This window comes from Vaginella massiliensis, from assembly GCF_900089075.1.
Classification (GTDB): domain Bacteria; phylum Bacteroidota; class Bacteroidia; order Flavobacteriales; family Weeksellaceae; genus Weeksella; species Weeksella massiliensis_A.
The window spans coordinates 113417-131085 of the sequence record NZ_LT593747.1 but is presented as its reverse complement, the minus strand read 5'-3'; the positions used below and the strand labels follow the sequence as shown (position 1 = coordinate 131085).

The following is a 17669-nucleotide window of genomic DNA, read 5'->3' as shown; positions in this document are numbered from 1 at the left end:
AACAAATACTAGAAATGTATCTCGCTCGAAAACCACAGCGCATCATCTGCCTTACCGAAGAGGGAACCGAACTTTTGTATGCCATTGGCGAACAAGATCGATTGGTTGGCATCAGTGGTTTTACCTATCGCCCCGCCATTGCTCGAAAAGAAAAACCTAAAGTCTGCACATTTTTAGAAGTCAAAACAGCACAAATAGAACAATTGAAACCCGATTTGATTATCGGTTATTCTGATTTGCAAGCCAATATAGCGCAAGAATTAATTGCGAAAGGTTTTGACGTGCACATCTTCAATCATCACAGTTTGCAAGGAATTTTTGATTTTATGCAACAGTTTTTCGGATTGATTGGCGAGACGGAAAAAGGAAAAAAACTCATCGATTCGTATGCATTACAACTAGACGAACTGCATCAAAGCGCGACCAAATTCGAGACACAACCTAGCGTATTTTTCGAAGAATGGTACGACCCTATCATTGCTGGAAGTTGTTGGGTACAAGAGTTGATTGAATTATGTGGCGGAAAAATTCCGTTCTCTTCCATCAAAAACGAAAAACTCGCCAAAAATAGAATTCTCCAAGCTCAACAAATCATCGAGGCTAATCCAGATATCATCATCGGTTCTTGGTGCGGAAAAATGTTTAAACCCGAACATGTAAAAGCTCGACCAGGTTTCGAGGCAATAAAAGCTGTGCGAAACAACTATTTATACGAAATAAAATCCGAGCTGATTCTTCAGCCCGGACCTGCAGCACTCACCGATGGTGCAAATGCTTTATTTTCGATCATAGCAGCTTATCAAGCTAGTGTATGATGTTGACTTCTCGCTTGATCTTCACCCCAAATTTATCTTCGACATCTTGCATTATTGCTTCTGATAAATCGTAGATTTCACGCCCAGTTGCATTGCCATAATTGACCAATACCAAGGCTTGTTTTTCGTGTATGCCAGCATCCCCAAAACGCTTCCCTTTCCAGCCTGCTTTTTCGATCAACCAAGCTGCAGCAAGTTTCACGGTTCCGTCTGCGTTCGGATAAGCCACCACGTCTGGATAGTTCGATTTTAGGGTTTCATAAACCGCATTCGTCACATAAGGATTCTTGAAAAAGCTCCCCGAATTTCCGATATCTTTTGGGTCTGGTAATTTGCTTTGGCGAATTGCAATCACGACATCGCTGATGTCTCGTATGGTTGGAGTGGTGATGCCTCTCGCCTCTAGCTCGGATTGGATTGCTCCATAGCTTGTTTGCAAATTGTGGTGATGTTTGGTCAGTTTGAATGTAACGCTCACCAAAGCATATTTCCCTTTTGCTTCATTTTTGAAAATAGAATCTCGGTAGGCGAAACGGCACTCTTCGTTCGTGAAATATCGCTCATTTCCTGTTTCGATTTCCAAAGTTTCAACTTCGTCTATCACCTCTTTTACCTCAACCCCATATGCTCCAATGTTTTGTATGGGTGCCGTGCCTACATTGCCAGGGATGAGCGACAAGTTTTCCAATCCTCCGAAATCTTGCGATAAGGTATAAAGGACAAACTCGTGCCAATTTTCGCTCGCCATGGCTTTTACCCAAACATGATCTTCGGTTTCTTTTAGAATTTCAATTCCTTTCAGATTCAGTTTGATAACGATTCCATCAAAATCATCCACAAACAACATATTGCTTCCGCCACCGATAAACAACATTTTCAGATCGTGTTGACGACGAAACAGCAAGGCTTTCTTCAGCTCGTGAAAGTTAGAAACCTCAGTAAAATATCGTGCGTTCGATTCTACTCCGAAGGTATTATAAGACTTCAGCGAATAATGTTCTAAAATTTCCATTACTGTATCGTTCCAGGATATTGTGCCAAGGCTAATTTCAACAATTCTACCGAACGTTTTAAATCTTCAACATTCAAAACATAAGCGATGCGCGCTTCTTGTAGCCCCGAACCTGGCGTGCTATAAAACCCTGCTCCGGGAGCAATCATAACGGTTTGGTTTTGGTCTGAAAATTCTTCTAACAACCAGATGGCAAATTTCTCGGCATTATCGACCGGCAATTGAATCATGCAATAGAATGCGCCTTTAGGATTCGGACAAGTTACGCCAGGAATTTGATTGAGTCCTTCGACCAAAACATCTCTACGTTTTACATATTCGGCACGGCATTCTTCGAAATAATCCCCTGGATTTTCGTGTGCTTTTGTTGCTATAAATTGTGAAATTTCACACGGACTAAGTCGGGCTTGAGCAAACTTCATCGCCGCGTTCAAGAATTCTTCATTTCTAGAAATCAAAGCACCGCTTCGCGCTCCACACAAACTAAAACGCTTTGATTCAGAGTCGATTACAATAGCATAATCTTTAAGTTCTGGAAATGATAAAATGGAAGTAAAGGCTTCGTCGCTGTACAAATATTCGGCATAGACCTCGTCTGCGATCAGGTACAAATCGTGCTCGATGACCAAATCTTTTAGCTGCTTCAATTCCTCTTTGCTGTAGGCATAACCAGTCGGATTTCCTGGATTACAAATCAGAATAGCGCGAGTTTTATCGGTGATTTTTTTGGCGAACTCTTCGATTGGTGGCAATGCAAATCCAGATTCTATCGTCGACACAACTGGCACTATATTCACTTCGTTGTCGCACGTAAATCCGTTGTAATTGGCATAAAACGGTTCTGGTATGATGATTTCTTCTCCTGGATTGGCAATGATGGCAAACAGCATCAACAATGCCTCAGACCCTCCCAATGTTGCGATAAAGTTTTGCGGTTGTAAATCTATTCCTCGATTTTTGAAATATTTTGCCAATGCATCTCTATAAGCTAAAGTTCCTTCTGAATGCGTATAAGAAACGATGGTTTCGTTGAAATTTTTCAGGGCGTCTAAAGCCGATTGCGGCGAATCGATGTCGGGTTGCCCAATATTGAGATGATAAACTTTTCGACCTTTTTGTTTCGCTTTGTCTGCATAAGGTACCAATTTTCTGATTGGCGAGGCAGGCATATTCAATGCTTTGTTTGAAATGATTCTCATTTAACTGATTTTAATATATTTTTAACTTTCAATACCTACAATGGCATCGTTTTTGTCTAAACATTTGTAAAATTACAAACGTTTAATAACATTAAAAAAAATTATTATGAGTAATAAAATGAACAACGCAACAAAACTTTTAGCAGGATTAGCTATCGGTACCGCAATCGGAGCAGTGGTAGGATTATTATATGCGCCAGAGTCTGGTGAAGAATCACGTAAAAAACTTCGTAAAGAAGCAGATAAGTTACGCAAAGAATTGGATAAATATGCAAACGATTTTTCTGATAAAGCAAAGCAAACTAAAAAAGATTTGGAGTGCAAATTGGAGGAAATCAAAAATAAATTAGCAGACCAAAAAGACGATCTTTTAGCTAAGGCTACAAAAGCAAAAGACGATGCTAAAGATAAGTTACACGAGGCACAAGACGAGTTTCAAAAAAATGTAGGAGTTTAATCCTACATTTTTTTCAATCATAATACAATATCATTATATTTGTTTCTATAACTAATAGTTTATAGCTTATAATTTATAACTTATACTTTTTACATGTTCAAAGATCTAAAATCCTATATCAACAATCGTATTACCCTTACCAAATATGAAGTGGTAGACTCTGTAAGCCATATGATTGCTGGTGGAGTTTACGGTTTGATCATTGCAGTTTTTTCTTTGTTTTTAATTTTGTTGGGCAGCATTGCTGTAGGATTTGTTTTAGGTCAATTGTTCGATGATAATGGCATTGGTTTCCTTGTGGTTACTGGTCTTTATCTGCTGTTTTTGATACTTTGTATTTTATTTCGTAAAAAAATCAAATTGTTGCTTACCAATATTGTGATTGCGAATTCGATGAATGCCATTACTAACCAAGACGACGACGAAGATGAAGAAGAAGATTAATTACACGCCAGGTCAACCGATTAGGAACCTCGACGAATTACGCGCTGCCAAACGCCATTTGCAACGCGAAATGAAAAGAAGAGAAACTGCGCATGACAATTCGCTCCTAGGTAAAACAATGGGATTCATAGAAAATGTCACAACCGATGACACGTACGCTTCTAACGGTATAGAACGCTCGTTGAATTTTCTTTCTGATAAGATTTCGACGCGATATCCTTTGGGCGGTTTATCAAAAGTTATTCTTTCTGGTTTGGTCATTATTGCCGTTCCGATCATCACTTCGAAACTTCAAAATTTTATACAAGATCGCCTTTTTAGATAGGTTGATTTTCTAACATTTCATAAAAGAGCCTGAATGCTTTCTCAAACTGCGAAAGCGTTACAAAATGTGTCATCTCTGACCATTGGTATAAAGAAACATGCTCCATAGACTCGAAAAAACTAACTTGAGTTGAGGCAGGAATGATTTCGTCTTGTTCGCCAACAACGACCATGGCAGGCTTTACTATTTGCAAATTATCATATTCAAAAGGGATAAAAGTTGACAATTGTTCGATTGCACTTACCGCCGGATTGAACAACAACATAGGCAAACTCTTCTGCATCCCGATCAAATAGCTTATCACAGCACCCAAACTCGTACCAGAAATCAGTTGGATATCGTGCTCTTCTACCAAATTCAACAATTTATCGAATAAGGTATTCGCTTCTAAATCGTAATCGATTTGCGGATAAAAAGCATTGGAAATCTGCTTTAGAAATGCCTTTTTCTCCTCTGTGACATATCCTTGATAACCGTGTAGGTATAATAAATTTGGTTTTTTGTTCATGTTTTCAAAATAAAAAAACCATTGCAGAAACGCTGCAATGGTTCATCCTATTCATAAAGAATACATTATTTCTCGGTCAATTCCCACTCGCCTGTTTGGATATAAGAATCGGCTTGTTTGAATTTCACTTCTCTAATTTCTCCAGTCGAGCGATGTCGGATATTAACTTTTTCATTTCGCCCAACTTTGTCTACTTGCATAGGGGATTGTTTTTCTTGTGTTGCATCTTCGTCTTCTACAACTTCTTCACCTCTAGAGGTTTGCACCTGCTCTGGTTGTTGTTCTTTTGCTTGTTTTATATCTTCTTCGTTATTGTTTTGTGACTGTGGCAACTCGCCTTTGAACAAGAACGAAACCACTTCTTTGTTCAGCGTATCCAACATTCTTTGGAAGATATAGAACGATTCTTGTTTGTAAACTACCAACGGGTCTTTTTGCTCGTAGGTTGCATTTTGTGATGTTCTTCTCAGATCATCCACATCGCGCAAGTGCTCTTTCCAATTTTCATCGATCAGGCTCAAAACTATATTTTTCTCAAAATCACGAATCAATGATTTGCAATGAGACTCATAAGATTCTTTGAGGTCTGTCAAAATCGTAATCGTGCGAAGACCATCGGTAAACGGCACCTGAATTCTAGAGAAAATATTCCCTTGATTTTCGTACACATTTGCAATCACAGGATAAGCAGTATCCATTAAGTAGTCTTTACGATTTTTGTAGTCTAATAATGCTGCTTCGTAAACTTTGTCTGTCAGGTTGCGAACGTTCATCGATTTGAATTCATCCTCAGTCACCGGACTTCCCATGGTGAAGTATTTAATCAAATCCAACTCGAAATCGGCATAGCTCTCCATGTCTTTGTTTTCGCGCACAACAGCTGCTGCAACATCGTAAATCATATTGGCAATGTCGACACCTAATCGTTCGCCAAATAAGGCATTTTTACGACGTTTATAAATCACTTCTCGCTGTTTGTTCATGACATCGTCGTACTCTAATAAGCGTTTACGGATACCAAAGTTGTTTTCTTCTACTTTTTTCTGGGCACGCTCGATAGATTTTGTAATCATCGAATGCTCGATGACTTCGCCTTCTTTATGCCCCATACGGTCCATCAATTTGGCAATTCTTTCAGACCCGAACAATCGCATCAATGGATCTTCTAAAGATACGAAGAATTGCGATGAACCTGGATCGCCTTGACGCCCTGCCCGCCCTCGTAACTGACGGTCTACACGTCGAGAGTCGTGACGCTCTGTACCAATGATTGCCAAACCGCCATGGTTTTTCACTTCATCGGTGAGTTTGATGTCGGTACCACGTCCCGCCATATTTGTGGCAATGGTTACAGTTCCTGGGCGACCAGCTTCTGACACGATATCGGCTTCTTTTTTGTGCAATTTAGCATTCAATACATTGTGAGGAATTCCTCTTAATTTTAAGGCTTTAGAAAGCAATTCGGACACCTCTACATTGGTAGTACCAACCAATACAGGCCGATTATCTACTTTTGCTAATCGCTCTATTTCTTCGATAACTGCTTTATATTTTTCTCGATTGGTTTTGAAAACCAAATCGTTTTTGTCTTGACGAGCAATTGGGCGATTGGTCGGAATCGACACAACATCCAATTTATAAATTTCCCAAAACTCTCCCGCTTCTGTCTCGGCAGTACCTGTCATCCCAGCCAGTTTGTTGTACATACGGAAATAGTTTTGCAAGGTAATGGTTGCAAAAGTTTGGGTTGCAGCTTCGATTTTCACATTCTCCTTGGCTTCTAATGCTTGGTGTAATCCGTCTGAATAACGGCGACCGTCCATGATGCGCCCAGTTTGTTCGTCAACGATCTTCACCTCACCGTCCATGACCACATATTCGATGTCTTTTTCGAATAAGGTATAGGCTTTTAATAATTGGTTTAATGAATGAATGCGTTCTGATTTGATTGAATAATTTCGGAAGAATTCCTCTTTTTTCAATACGATTTCTTCTTTCGACAAACCAGAATTTTCGATTTTTGCCAACTCGGTCGAAACATCTGGCAAGATGAAGAATTGATCGTCCTCCATTCCTTTAGATAGGTATTCAATTCCTTTATCTGTCAGGTCAGACTGATTATTTTTTTCATCAATTGCAAAATACAGATGCTTATCTACTTTGTGCATTTCGCGATTATTATCGGCAATGAAATGCCCTTCTGTCTTTTGTAATTGTGCTCTTACCCCTTCTTGTGACAAGAATTTGATCAAAGGTTTGTATTTTGGTAATCCTCTATAAACTTGGAATAATTTGTAACCACCGTCTTTCAAATTTCCTTCTGCAAATAATTTTTTTGCTTCGTTCAGGGTTTTTCCTAATTCTTCGCGTTGGATATGGTATAATCTTTCGATTTTTGGTTTCAATACATCAAATTCATGACGATCTCCTTGCGGAACGGGTCCAGAGATAATCAATGGAGTACGAGCATCATCGATCAAAACCGAATCGACCTCATCGACAATGGCAAAATTGAGCTCGCGTTGCACAAGGGCGTCTGGCGTAGATGCCATATTATCGCGCAAATAGTCGAAACCAAATTCATTGTTGGTACCATAGACAATGTCGCAACGGTAAGCATTTCTTCTACCTTCTGAATTGGGCTGATGGTTGTCGATACAGTCAATACTCAAACCATGAAATTCAAAAATTGGAGCCATCCAAGCCGAGTCACGTTTTGCTAAATAATCGTTTACGGTAACCAAGTGAACACCGCGACCAGTAAGCGCATTCAGGTATACGGGTAGGGTTGCCACCAAGGTTTTACCTTCACCCGTTTGCATCTCTGCAATTCGACCTAAGTGTAAGGCAGCCCCACCAATGAATTGCACATCATAATGGATCATGTCCCAAGTCACCAATTTACCAGCTGCATCCCAAGTGTTGCTCCAGATCGACTTGCCGTTAGCTTCGTCAATTTGCACGTTGGTTTTTCTTGAAGCAACCTGCTTATCGAATTCTGTAAGCGATACCACAATCTCTTTGTTTTCTGAAAATCGACGACCAGTATCTCGCATTACAGCGAATGCTTCTGGTAAGATTTCGGCAAGAACTTTTTCTTCTACTTTATAAGATTGTTTGTTGATTTCATCTATTTTGTTGTAGAGAACTTCTTTCTGATCAAAATCTTCGATCTCTTCAACCTCTTTTTTTAGCTGTTCTATTTGAGCTCTGTAATCGGCAGTAGCTTCTTGTATTTTATTTTTGAATTCAACCGTTTTGTTTCTCAATTCGTCATGACTCAAGGTTTTCAACGATTCGTAAGTTGCATTTGCACGATCGACATATTTTTGTAATTCTTTTACGTCTTTTGCATTCTTATCGCCAAGAAAACCTTTCAGTATTTTGTCTAATATACTCATATTCTCTATTGTATTTTGGGCAAATCACCCACTTTTTATGCGTGACAAATATACATTAAACCTTTAAAGTTCAATGAAAATTCAGGCAATATTATGATAGAAAAAAGCCCTTTCTTGGGCTTTTCACATTTTAATACTCATCTTCGTTCCAAAGGAAATCATCATCCGTTGGATAATCTGGCCAAATCTCTTCGATGCTCTCATAAGAATCTCCCTCATCTTCAATAGATTGAAGGTTTTCTACAACTTCCAAAGGAGCTCCAGTACGAATGGCATAATCGATCAATTCGTCTTTTGTTGCTGGCCAAGGCGCATCACTCAGATACGATGCTAATTCTAACGTCCAATACATATATTTTCTGTTTATAAAATTCGGTTAAATATTTCAATTAAAAATCTTTCATACTCTTTGGCTGTCACTATCAAAAAATTTGCCAAAGTCAAACTGTCATATTTCGACCCCAATAAGGCTATTTCGAAATAAATAAAAATGAGTATTTTTAACGAACTAATTTAACAAAATGAATACAAGAATCACAGCATTATTTAAGATAAAATACCCGATAGTACAGGGAGGAATGATTTGGAATTCGGGTTGGAAGCTCGCCTCAGCCGTATCAAATCGGGGTGGATTGGGACTTATCGGAGCGGGAAGTATGTATCCTAACACATTGCGAGAGCATATCCAAAAATGCAAGCAAGCAACCGACAAGCCTTTTGGCGTGAATGTACCGATGCTTTATCCGAATATAGAAGAAATCATGGAAATCATCATACAAGAAGGAGTCAAAATCGTTTTCACATCAGCTGGAAATCCAAAAACCTGGACTCAACACCTGAAAACTGAAGGAATAAAAGTAGCTCATGTCGTGAGTAGTGCAAAATTTGCCTTGAAATCTCAGGAGGCTGGCGTAGACGCTGTTGTTGCAGAAGGTTTTGAAGCTGGCGGACATAATGGTAGAGAAGAAACTACCACTTTGTGCCTCATACCCAATGTTGTACAAAATATTGACATCCCAGTAATTGCTGCTGGTGGCATTGGACATGGTTCACAAATAGCTGCAGCGCTGGCTTTAGGTGCAGATGGAGTGCAGATTGGGTCTCGCTTTGCCGCTACTTTTGAGTCTTCAGCTCATGATTTATTCAAAAATGAAATCGTAAAAGCGAATGAGGGTGACACTCTTTTGACCCTAAAGGAACTTGCCCCAGTAAGACTCATCAAAAATAAATTCTTCGAAGAGGTGCAACAGGCCTACGAAAACGGTGCGACCAAAGATGAATTGGTTGCGTTACTCGGTAAAAGAAGAGCAAAACGCGGAATGTTTGAAGGAGATTTGGAAGAAGGTGAATTGGAAATCGGACAAGTAAGTTCGTTGATTAAAGAAATCTTATCGGTAGATCAGGTTTTTGATAATCTTTTGAAAGAATATCAACAAGCGAAAAATAGGCTGATGGATATTTAACAACAAAGCTGTTCGAAATGAACAGCTTTAATTTTTTATAGACGTCCTTGATCTTTGAGTTTCCAATACCTCAGCAATCCGTTTACCGACATCCAACTTGGGTTAGCGTATTCGTAAACTTGAATGTCGTGTTCGTCCAATCCTTTCGACCGTAAATCATTCTGAACAAACTCCATAAATACTGGAACAATTTGATCTGCAGGAGTTTGACGATCATAAAACGGCTTGATAAAACTCGCCCATTTGTCCAATGTCATGCTCAATTCGGATAACAATAAATCGGGATTGAGTTGCTCGGAAAAATGCGTAAGGTAGAGCATTCGAGGCTTTGCATTTCTTATTTTCTCGATAGAAGATTTCCAAAGTTCTATGTTGATATCAGGTGGCGGACAAGGAGCGACTACTGGCCCATCGCCTATTTTCACCCCTGCAACATCGCCAGTAAAAATTACATCTTCGTACTGGTATGCGTTGTGATGCACGGCGTGTCCAGGCGTGTAAAGCACGTTGATTTTCACATCGTCAAAATCCAATTCTTCGCCATCGTCCACTCCGACCAACTGTTTTTCTGGAATTGGTTTCATCGCTCCCCACAAGCAATCCATCTGATCGCCATAAATTAAGGCAGCCGAATTCCATAATTTTTCTGGATTTGCAAGATGAGGCAAGCCCACAGGATGCACATAGATTGTGGCGCCGTGCTGTGCCAACTTCCATGCAGCTCCAGCGTGATCGAAGTGGATGTGTGTCAATAAAACATGTTGAATATCTTGTATTTTGAAACCCTTTGCCTCTACTCCTTTACAGAGCATTTCATAGGTGGTTTCGGGACCAGTTTCGATGAGAATTGGGCCGACCTTCGACTCGATTAGAAACGCGCCTATGGCATGTTTTTCTCCTAAGAAGTGTAGATCAACAACATGTATTTTGTTCATTGTTTATAATATTTGTTCGATGTTATAGACAATATCATGGAATTGCACTTGATCGCCTGCTCGTTTGCCTACCAAAGCTTCGAAAATAGGGGCTTTGGTACTGATTCCGACAAATCGTTTTCCCTCCCACTCGAAATCTTTGAATGCCATGCCGATCACAAAATTCACCTTGTCTGTAAGCACCACATTGCCTTCTGTGATTTCGTTGACCAATTCTGGTCGAAGATTGATGAATTGATTTAGTTTTTCTCGCTCGGCGTCGATTCTCAACTGAAGATTTCTTGCCGACTCTGTAGATAAGGTTTGTTGGGCAAAGTCGTCTAATTCTAAACTTGAATCTTCGTCTAAATCTGCACTTTCTGCATAAATTTTATACGATTCTTCCAAGCCTTTTATTTCTTCTCTTTTCAGGTTGATTAAATGTTCGATTACATCTTTACGATTATATATTTTTTTTCTCATTGCTAATATTTTTTAATTGTCATGAGATAAACTTACAAGAAAAAACAAAAGCATCCAAATCGTTTGGATGCTTTTGTGTGTTGATTTTTTAGTTTTTATTTTTTTACTTTTATGGTACATCCAATGGCGAGCGTATTTTCGGTTTCGATAGCTTTATCTTGCAAAAGGGCGTTCACCGCATTTTCTACATATTTTACAGACACTTCGTTCTCTTTTTCGTAGTTGTCATCAATCGCACCAATGTATTTCACCACATTGCCTTTTGCTTGTTTTTGCAGCAGGTAAACATGAGGCGTTTTGAGCGCTCCATATTGTGGGAAAATTTTCTGACCTTCGTCTAACAAATACGGAAAGGTAAATCCTTTTTCTTTTGCTCGAATTTTCATTTCCTCGAATCCGTCTTCTGGCTGAACTTCTGGATCGTTCGGATTGATCGCGATGACCGGATATCCTGCTTTTTTGAATTGCTTATCGAGCGCAATGATTCGGTTTTCGTATGCCTTTGCATAAGGGCAATGGTTACAGGTAAACACCACAATAAAGCCTTTTGCTTCTTTGAAATCGCTCAACGAAACGCTGGTATTGTCGATATTTTTCAGTCTGAAATCTGTTGCCACATCTCCTACTTTGTATTGTGCCTGAACAGTAAATTGCAATAAAAAGAATAGTACTGCAAATCCTAAATTTCTCATGGTGGCATTATTTTAATTGTTCTATTTTTTCGATTAATCTTTGTTGGTCGATTTCTTCACCATGGAAATGAAGTTTTTCGCCATTTTTGTAAAAAACGGTAATCGGGATGTTTCCTTGCCATCCCTTATGAATTGCCGGAATCCATTCGTTCATGCGTTTTGCATCATCCAACAACAACAATGTTCCAGTCATGTCTTGATTTTTGGCAAACGCTTCTACTTTTTGCAATTGTTTGGCCTGATCGAGGGATACATACACAAAATTCACCTGATCTTTGAACCGTTCGTTTGCCTGTACAAAATACGGAATTTCATTCACACATGGACCACACCAAGTCGCCCAAAAATTCACCACCGTAAGTTTATCATTCTGATTAAAATGTTCTGGCAAGGCTTCGTATTTCACCGTTTTTACCTGCTGTGCATTCAGCACGAAACTCAGCAACATTCCAATGGTAAAGATTATTTTCTTCATTTTAAAAAGTATCTGATTCAAATTTAAGATATTCAACTTGTATAGCTTTTGATGCATTTCTTAAATAAATACTAAATTTGTAAAAAACATTATATTTTGTTCTCGAAAGAAGAAGCTACAAAGATTAAAAAAGAATTTTGGACTGCTTACGGTTCTTTTATGAAATTGCATCCTAATGCAAATGGCGAGCGCGTCAATTGGATCAATTACAACACGGGTGTCAAAGGCATATATTTCAAAACAAATGTCGAGAACAAGCACGCAGAGGTCAGCATTACTATTGCCCATCCAGATCCAGATTTCCAAGAAATGATTTGGGATCAATTGGAAGAATACAACCTAGTGCTCAACTCTTATTTGGGTGAGGATTGGATTTGGTCTAAAAAGGACTTTACACCAGAAGGCAAACCGATTTCAACCATCAGGCTACGGTTAGAAAACGTGAGTGTTTTCAGAGAAAGCGATTGGCCAAGCATCATTCGTTTTTTTAAAGAGCATATGCTCAACCTCGATAGTTTTTGGGTCGATCATCAAGACAGTTTCGAGATTTTCAAATAAGGTAATGTTAGCATGTAAGACAAGAAACATCGAGCAAATCTTCGGCTTCTTTCAAAACTTGCGTTCTTGTTTTTTGATCTAAATCAAGCGATTGTAGAACTTCTGGTTGCGCGACCAATTCTTTTACCAAAATTATTCCTTTTTCCATGATATGCTTTTCTTGTTCGGGTGTGAGCACCGTGAGACAAGTGAGCGGATACAGCGCACTGCGATCTACCAAAAACTTGATACTATGCTCTTCGGGGTAATTCCACGAGATAAGGTCTATCCCATAATGCTCAGAAAATGCTATAGAATCTGCGGTGAGATAGGCATTGGTCACCAAAAAACCTTTGGTTGGCTTCATGCGCAAACCGAAAAATTCGTAAGGATTATCCATCACATCTTTCAATCGAGAAAGAATGTACATGGGCGTTGTAACACTGATTTTGGCATCGATATCGTTACGGAATTTGCATTCGCAAAAAATTAAATCCTTTCCGTTGCAAGCAACCACATCAATCTCGTGGGTTACAGCGGTACCTTGAACAGTGATGCCAGTAGTTGTTTCGAAACCCTGTTCTTTAAAAAGTTTGGCAATCCATTTTTCGAAAAAATAACCTTCTGGTCCCAAGTCTTTTACGGCACGCTTCAGACTGTAACGAGCAGCGTAAGACGAGCGAAACTTCTTCAGTCCCTCAAACGCTTTTTGGTACAATTCTTTGGTGGTCATCCCATTATACAACTCCTTGTTTATACCGTCTAAAACCTGCTCAACTTCAATAGAATTTGCTCCTGATCGAGTAAGAGATTTTTTCAGACTTTTGATATCAAAAGGAACCAATTCTCCCGAGTTTTTTCTGACTTGCATTTTTGTAATTTTATATGACGAATATAGAAAATTCTTTTGGGTTGGAACTTTTATTGAGCTTTAAAATCGGTGAATCAATGGCAGATTTGTGAAATATTTACAAATGATGACAAGTATAATTAATAATCAAAAATAGAAAAGCAATATTTGGCATGCCGAAACTTCGCCTATCTGAAAAGGTTTTGTTAATTTTAGGAAAAAATTTAGAATGAAATTAGAAGATCAATTGAAACAACGAAGTGGCAACAAATGCGAATTGAGCGGTTCTACCGAAGATTTATCAGTTTACGAAGTGCAACCAAATGCAGCCAACGATCCGAATCGTTGTATTTATATTGCAGAAAAATGCAAAGCGCAAATCGAGCGTCGAGCAGAAATGGATGCCAATTTCTGGGAAAGGATTTTGCCAACTGCCATGTGGAGCGAAGTTCCAGCCGTACAAGTAGTTGCTTGGCGATTGCTCAACCGCTTACAAAATGAAGCTTGGGCAAGCGAGGCTTTGGATATGTTGTATCTGGACGACAATACGCTAGAATGGGCAAAGGCTGGCAAAGACGAGGGTGGCGAATTACACAAAGATTCGAACGGCAATATTTTGGTCTCGGGCGATACCGTAACTTTGATCAAAGATTTGGATGTGAAAGGCTCTTCGCTCAATGCAAAAATCGGGACGGCTGTACGCAATATTCGCTTAGTACATGACAACCACGAGCAAATTGAAGGAAAAGTTGACGGACAAACAATTGTAATCTTAACAAAATTTGTAAAGAAACAATTATAAAAAATAAATTTCAAAAAAAATCCTCAGTCGACGCACTGAGGATTTTTTTATGCTTGAGTTTCTATTTTCACTCGCTCCATGAGCGCGCTCAAATATTCTTCTATTTTTACCTTTTCACCAGTGTTCATCATCATTTGAACTAAATTCTGGTTGCTAATCTGGATGTTCATATTTTTCGAGTTTTATGGTATTGCATAGAACAATCCAAGTATCATGCCAAAATCTTTTATACTATATTGATAAAACTACCTTTTTGTTCGTCTTTCGTTATCGTGAGTGCTTTAGGAATGCGTTCTTTCAACTCTTCAACGTGCGAGATAATACCCACAATTCTTTGGTCTTTTTGCAAACTCATCAAAGTCTCGAAAACTACATTCACCGCATCGGCATCTTGCGTCCCAAAACCTTCGTCTATAAAGAAAAAGTTTTTGGATGATTTTACCTGCGATTGCACACTTTCTGCAAGCGCCAAAGCCAAACTCAACGACGCCTGAAAAGCCTGTCCGCCCGACAAGGTTTTTACGCTTCTAGCACGCCCTTCGTTCAAATAATCGATGATTTCGAAATCTCCTTTGTCGTTTACCTGCAAGCTCAATTGATTGCGGGTCATTCGATGAAAACGAACATTGGCGTTGTCGCACAATTGCCGTAGAAAAATCAACGAGACATACCTCACAAAACCTGCTCCTTTGAATAAGTTGCTCATCAGCCTCAAGTTTTCTTGTCTTTTTTGCAGTTTTTCGAATTCGAGTATTAGATTTTTTTTCTTCTCGAATTCGGTTGAAAGTCGAGAAATTTCTGACGAGAGGGTTGCTTTTTTCTCTGTAAAAATGTTCAACGATTCTTCGTTTTCGGTAAGTTGTTTTTCGGCCAAAAGATAGGATTCTTCATCATACACAACTGCTTTCAACTTCGATTTCAACTCGGTCAGCTGTAATTGTAAAGCAGAAAACTGAATGGTAAACTGTTGTATTTCTTTTTTCATTTCACTTACATTCAAGGTTTTAGTTAAAACCTTTTCGATTTCTTCCATACTCGATTTTTGATGCGCTTGCATGTTGGCTAAAAATCTTTGCTGCAATTCATCAGACTCCGTTTTCAATTCGTCTAAACGATTTTTAGCTGTTGTCAAGAGCGTTGTTTGAGAAGAAATTTTTGGCGTAATCTCGATTAATTCTTGGTTACAAGCTTCGTATTCTTGCTCCAATTTCTGTATCTTTTCTATGCTATTTTGATGTATTTGTATTAGTTCTTCTTGAGTTTTTTGTACAAACTCTTCGAAATCTAAGCGTTTGAGATACGTTCGATTGAGTTCAATTTGCGATATTAAAACCTGCAATTGCGATTGAAATTTTTCTACATAATGTTTGTATTTATCTACATTTTCTATAGCTTTTTGCAAGACTTCTCGCTCATTTTTCAATTCATTCTGAAGCTTTTTCAAGTGGTTTTTCTTACTCAAATTCTCTTGTTTGAGTTTCGAAAAAAGACTTTCATTTGGCTCAACAATCGTCCATTCGAAGGCTTTTTGGTGTTCTTTTGCCTTGTTTTCAATGATCGAAAGTTGTTGTTTATCTTTTTGCAACTGCTCTTCAAAAATTTGCAATTGCGAACGAAATTGCTCTACTTTTGTTTTGATTTGATGTTCGTGTTCACGAGCTGATTTGACCGCATTCAATTTTTCTTCAATTGTCGTCAGCGCATTCGTAACATCTTCTATATGCACAATGTTGGGATGTTCTGTAGAACCGCAAAGCGGACAAGCCTCGCCGTTGTGCAGATTCTGAGCATAGGTCGACAATTTTTCTTGTATGGACAATTGTTGCCTTTCGCGCGATAATTTTTTTTCTTGATCGTTGAGCAAATCAAATTTTTGTTTCGACTGAAAATCAAAATCCGATAAATTAATATTTTCGGATCTCAACGTTGCGCTGATTGCAGAAATTTGCTCGGAATTCTGGCGAATTGAATCGTTTATTTTCGATTGTTCGCTTTGTAGAGTTTTCAATTCCAGAAACCATTTTTCTATTTTCATCAACAATTCATCATCAATCAAGCTGCTATTAAATGCCTCAATTTCAGTTTCTAACGCTACGATTTTTTGAGTGATTTTATTTTTAGCATTTTCTACCTGTTCTACCTCTTTCAAACCGTTTTTTACCCGAACTTCCAAATCTTTCGATGTTGCCTGATTTTCTACGATTTTCACTAAAAATTCTAAATCCCGAACTTCGATTTTGCGATCTTCCAAGGTCGCATATTCTTGTTGCAATTGTTCTTTTTTTGCTGTAAGGGCAGTCAGTTTTTGAATTAAAATTTCTGCAGTTTTGGTTTCTTTTTCGATAAGTTTTTGCTGGGCAGAAATAGCTTGAGTCAATTTTTTCTGCAACCTCAAATCATGAGAAAAAAGCGATTGTAGCTGTTCGAATTCTTTTAATATTTGCTCTTGTTCGTCTACAAATCGTTTCTTTTCGGTCAGCTTTTCAAATTCGGCTTCTTTGGACGCTAACAATTGAAAATCAGCCTTTATCAATTTTAAATGTTGAAATTTTTCTTGAGCTTCCTCAACCTTTGACTTTGCTTTTTGCCATTCTTCGAGTATTTGCGCCAATTGATTTTTTTGATTTTCAATTACTTCTTCGTTAATCGCTTCAAAACCCTGCAACTTCCCTTCCATTTGGTTGATTTGGGCCGAATTTTCTTTCACTAAAGTTGCAGCTCGTTCTTGCAAATCGTAACGATCGAGGTTGAAAATTTCTTTCAACATTGTTGTTCGATTGGTCTCGCTCAATTCTAAAAACTCTTTGAATTGCCCTTGCGGAATGATGATTGTACGTTTGAAGTTTGTGTAACTTAGCCCAATAATCGGTTCGATATTTACGCTCTCTAGCGGAAACCATTTATTATCCTTGAACTCGTATAGATTAGAAGTTACCGTACCGACATCATCATACCGTTTAGAATTCCGTTTGAATTCTTTTGTAGCACGAAAAAGTCGGTCTTCGAAATTATAGAAATCAAATTCGATATAAGAGCGGTTCGACTTCAAATTCATCATATTGTAAGCCCTTCGCTCTTTGGAATTTAGTCGTTCGATTTCACCGTACAAAGCAAAACTGATCGCTTCTAAAATTGATGATTTCCCTGAACCTACGGTTCCAAAAATCCCAAACAATCCGGCATCAATTAGATCAGAAAAATCAATAGTTTGACGTTCTTGATAAGAATACAAGCCTTCTAACGTGAGTTTTACAGGAATCATAGTAACAAAGCGATTAAAATTAGGACAACA

At 38.5% G+C, this 17669-nt stretch carries 19 protein-coding genes; 7 read left to right on the top strand and 12 right to left on the bottom strand.

The window, feature by feature from the left end:
* Nucleotides 1-14 precede the first annotated feature (14 nt).
* The gene (locus tag BN8061_RS08010; protein WP_068598237.1) at nt 15-815 is read left to right on the top strand and encodes a cobalamin-binding protein; all 801 of its coding nucleotides are present in this window, start codon (nt 15-17) and stop codon (nt 813-815) included.
* Here the strand turns inward: BN8061_RS08010 and murB are convergent.
* Both murB and BN8061_RS08000 read right to left on the bottom strand, forming a co-directional pair.
* Complete coding sequence (gene murB, locus BN8061_RS08005; RefSeq protein ID WP_068598235.1) at nt 805-1827, bottom strand: UDP-N-acetylmuramate dehydrogenase; 1023 nt, start codon at nt 1825-1827, stop codon at nt 805-807. The genes BN8061_RS08010 and murB overlap by 11 nt on opposite strands.
* On the bottom strand, nt 1827-3026 hold the full coding sequence (locus BN8061_RS08000; RefSeq protein WP_068598234.1) for a pyridoxal phosphate-dependent aminotransferase: 1200 nt from the start codon (nt 3024-3026) through the stop codon (nt 1827-1829). The genes murB and BN8061_RS08000 overlap by 1 nt, the downstream gene beginning before the upstream one ends.
* Nucleotides 3027-3132: 106 nt before the next feature.
* On the opposite strand from BN8061_RS08000, the gene BN8061_RS07995 reads away from it, so the two are divergent.
* The 3 genes from BN8061_RS07995 to BN8061_RS07985 all read left to right on the top strand — a co-directional run bounded on the left by BN8061_RS07995 (nt 3133) and on the right by BN8061_RS07985 (nt 4252).
* Nucleotides 3133-3483, top strand: coding sequence for a YtxH domain-containing protein (locus BN8061_RS07995; RefSeq protein WP_068598232.1), 351 nt, complete (start codon nt 3133-3135; stop codon nt 3481-3483).
* Between the two features lie 93 nt (nt 3484-3576).
* Nucleotides 3577-3927 carry a phage holin family protein gene (locus BN8061_RS07990; RefSeq protein WP_068598230.1) on the top strand — a complete coding sequence of 117 codons (351 nt, stop codon included), beginning with the start codon at nt 3577-3579 and terminating at the stop codon, nt 3925-3927.
* The gene (locus BN8061_RS07985) at nt 3911-4252 is read left to right on the top strand and encodes a hypothetical protein (RefSeq protein WP_068598228.1); all 342 of its coding nucleotides are present in this window, start codon (nt 3911-3913) and stop codon (nt 4250-4252) included. The genes BN8061_RS07990 and BN8061_RS07985 overlap by 17 nt, the downstream gene beginning before the upstream one ends.
* Here BN8061_RS07985 and BN8061_RS07980 read toward each other — a convergent pair.
* The 3 genes from BN8061_RS07980 to BN8061_RS07970 form a co-directional block, all read right to left on the bottom strand.
* Nucleotides 4245-4760, bottom strand: a complete 516-nt coding sequence (locus BN8061_RS07980) for a YqiA/YcfP family alpha/beta fold hydrolase (protein WP_068598226.1) — start codon at nt 4758-4760, stop codon at nt 4245-4247. The two genes, BN8061_RS07985 and BN8061_RS07980, sit on opposite strands and share 8 nt — an antisense overlap.
* A gap of 65 nt (nt 4761-4825) precedes the next feature.
* Nucleotides 4826-8161, bottom strand: a complete 3336-nt coding sequence (gene secA / locus BN8061_RS07975; RefSeq protein WP_068598224.1) for a preprotein translocase subunit SecA — start codon at nt 8159-8161, stop codon at nt 4826-4828.
* Between the two features lie 130 nt (nt 8162-8291).
* Nucleotides 8292-8513: a DUF2795 domain-containing protein gene (locus tag BN8061_RS07970; protein WP_032132481.1), complete on the bottom strand. Its 222-nt coding sequence runs from the start codon at nt 8511-8513 to the stop codon at nt 8292-8294.
* 169 nt (nt 8514-8682) lie between these two features.
* Between BN8061_RS07970 and BN8061_RS07965 the strand changes: the two genes are divergently transcribed.
* Entirely contained in the window at nt 8683-9624 is a 942-nt protein-coding gene (locus tag BN8061_RS07965; protein WP_068598221.1) for an NAD(P)H-dependent flavin oxidoreductase, read from the top strand.
* 35 nt (nt 9625-9659) lie between these two features.
* Here BN8061_RS07965 and BN8061_RS07960 read toward each other — a convergent pair whose 3' ends face one another.
* The 4 genes from BN8061_RS07960 to BN8061_RS07945 all read right to left on the bottom strand — a co-directional run bounded on the left by BN8061_RS07960 (nt 9660) and on the right by BN8061_RS07945 (nt 12188).
* A complete protein-coding gene (locus BN8061_RS07960; protein ID WP_068598219.1) occupies nt 9660-10559 on the bottom strand; it encodes an MBL fold metallo-hydrolase in 900 nt (299 codons plus the stop codon).
* A gap of 3 nt (nt 10560-10562) precedes the next feature.
* On the bottom strand, nt 10563-11021 hold the full coding sequence (locus BN8061_RS07955) for a hypothetical protein (RefSeq protein ID WP_068598218.1): 459 nt from the start codon (nt 11019-11021) through the stop codon (nt 10563-10565).
* Nucleotides 11022-11116: 95 nt separating this feature from the next.
* A complete protein-coding gene (locus BN8061_RS07950; RefSeq protein ID WP_068598215.1) occupies nt 11117-11713 on the bottom strand; it encodes a thioredoxin family protein in 597 nt (198 codons plus the stop codon).
* A gap of 7 nt (nt 11714-11720) precedes the next feature.
* Nucleotides 11721-12188, bottom strand: a complete 468-nt coding sequence (locus BN8061_RS07945) for a TlpA family protein disulfide reductase (protein WP_068598213.1) — start codon at nt 12186-12188, stop codon at nt 11721-11723.
* A gap of 96 nt (nt 12189-12284) precedes the next feature.
* On the opposite strand from BN8061_RS07945, the gene BN8061_RS07940 reads away from it, so the two are divergent.
* Entirely contained in the window at nt 12285-12746 is a 462-nt protein-coding gene (locus tag BN8061_RS07940; RefSeq protein WP_094745914.1) for a DUF4268 domain-containing protein, read from the top strand.
* Between the two features lie 7 nt (nt 12747-12753).
* Here BN8061_RS07940 and BN8061_RS07935 read toward each other — a convergent pair whose 3' ends face one another.
* Nucleotides 12754-13596, bottom strand: a complete 843-nt coding sequence (locus BN8061_RS07935) for an ATP cone domain-containing protein (protein WP_068598209.1) — start codon at nt 13594-13596, stop codon at nt 12754-12756.
* Nucleotides 13597-13804: 208 nt separating this feature from the next.
* Here BN8061_RS07935 and BN8061_RS07930 point away from each other — a divergent pair, with 208 nt between their 5' ends.
* Nucleotides 13805-14377 carry a PhnA domain-containing protein gene (locus BN8061_RS07930; protein ID WP_068598208.1) on the top strand — a complete coding sequence of 191 codons (573 nt, stop codon included), beginning with the start codon at nt 13805-13807 and terminating at the stop codon, nt 14375-14377.
* Nucleotides 14378-14424: 47 nt separating this feature from the next.
* On the opposite strand, the gene BN8061_RS12305 is transcribed toward BN8061_RS07930, so the two are convergent.
* Together BN8061_RS12305 and BN8061_RS07925 are read right to left on the bottom strand one after the other, a co-directional pair.
* The gene (locus BN8061_RS12305) at nt 14425-14547 is read right to left on the bottom strand and encodes a hypothetical protein (protein WP_262509382.1); all 123 of its coding nucleotides are present in this window, start codon (nt 14545-14547) and stop codon (nt 14425-14427) included.
* Between the two features lie 56 nt (nt 14548-14603).
* A complete protein-coding gene (locus BN8061_RS07925) occupies nt 14604-17639 on the bottom strand; it encodes an SbcC/MukB-like Walker B domain-containing protein (RefSeq protein ID WP_068598206.1) in 3036 nt (1011 codons plus the stop codon).
* Between the last annotated feature and the right edge of the window lie 30 nt (nt 17640-17669).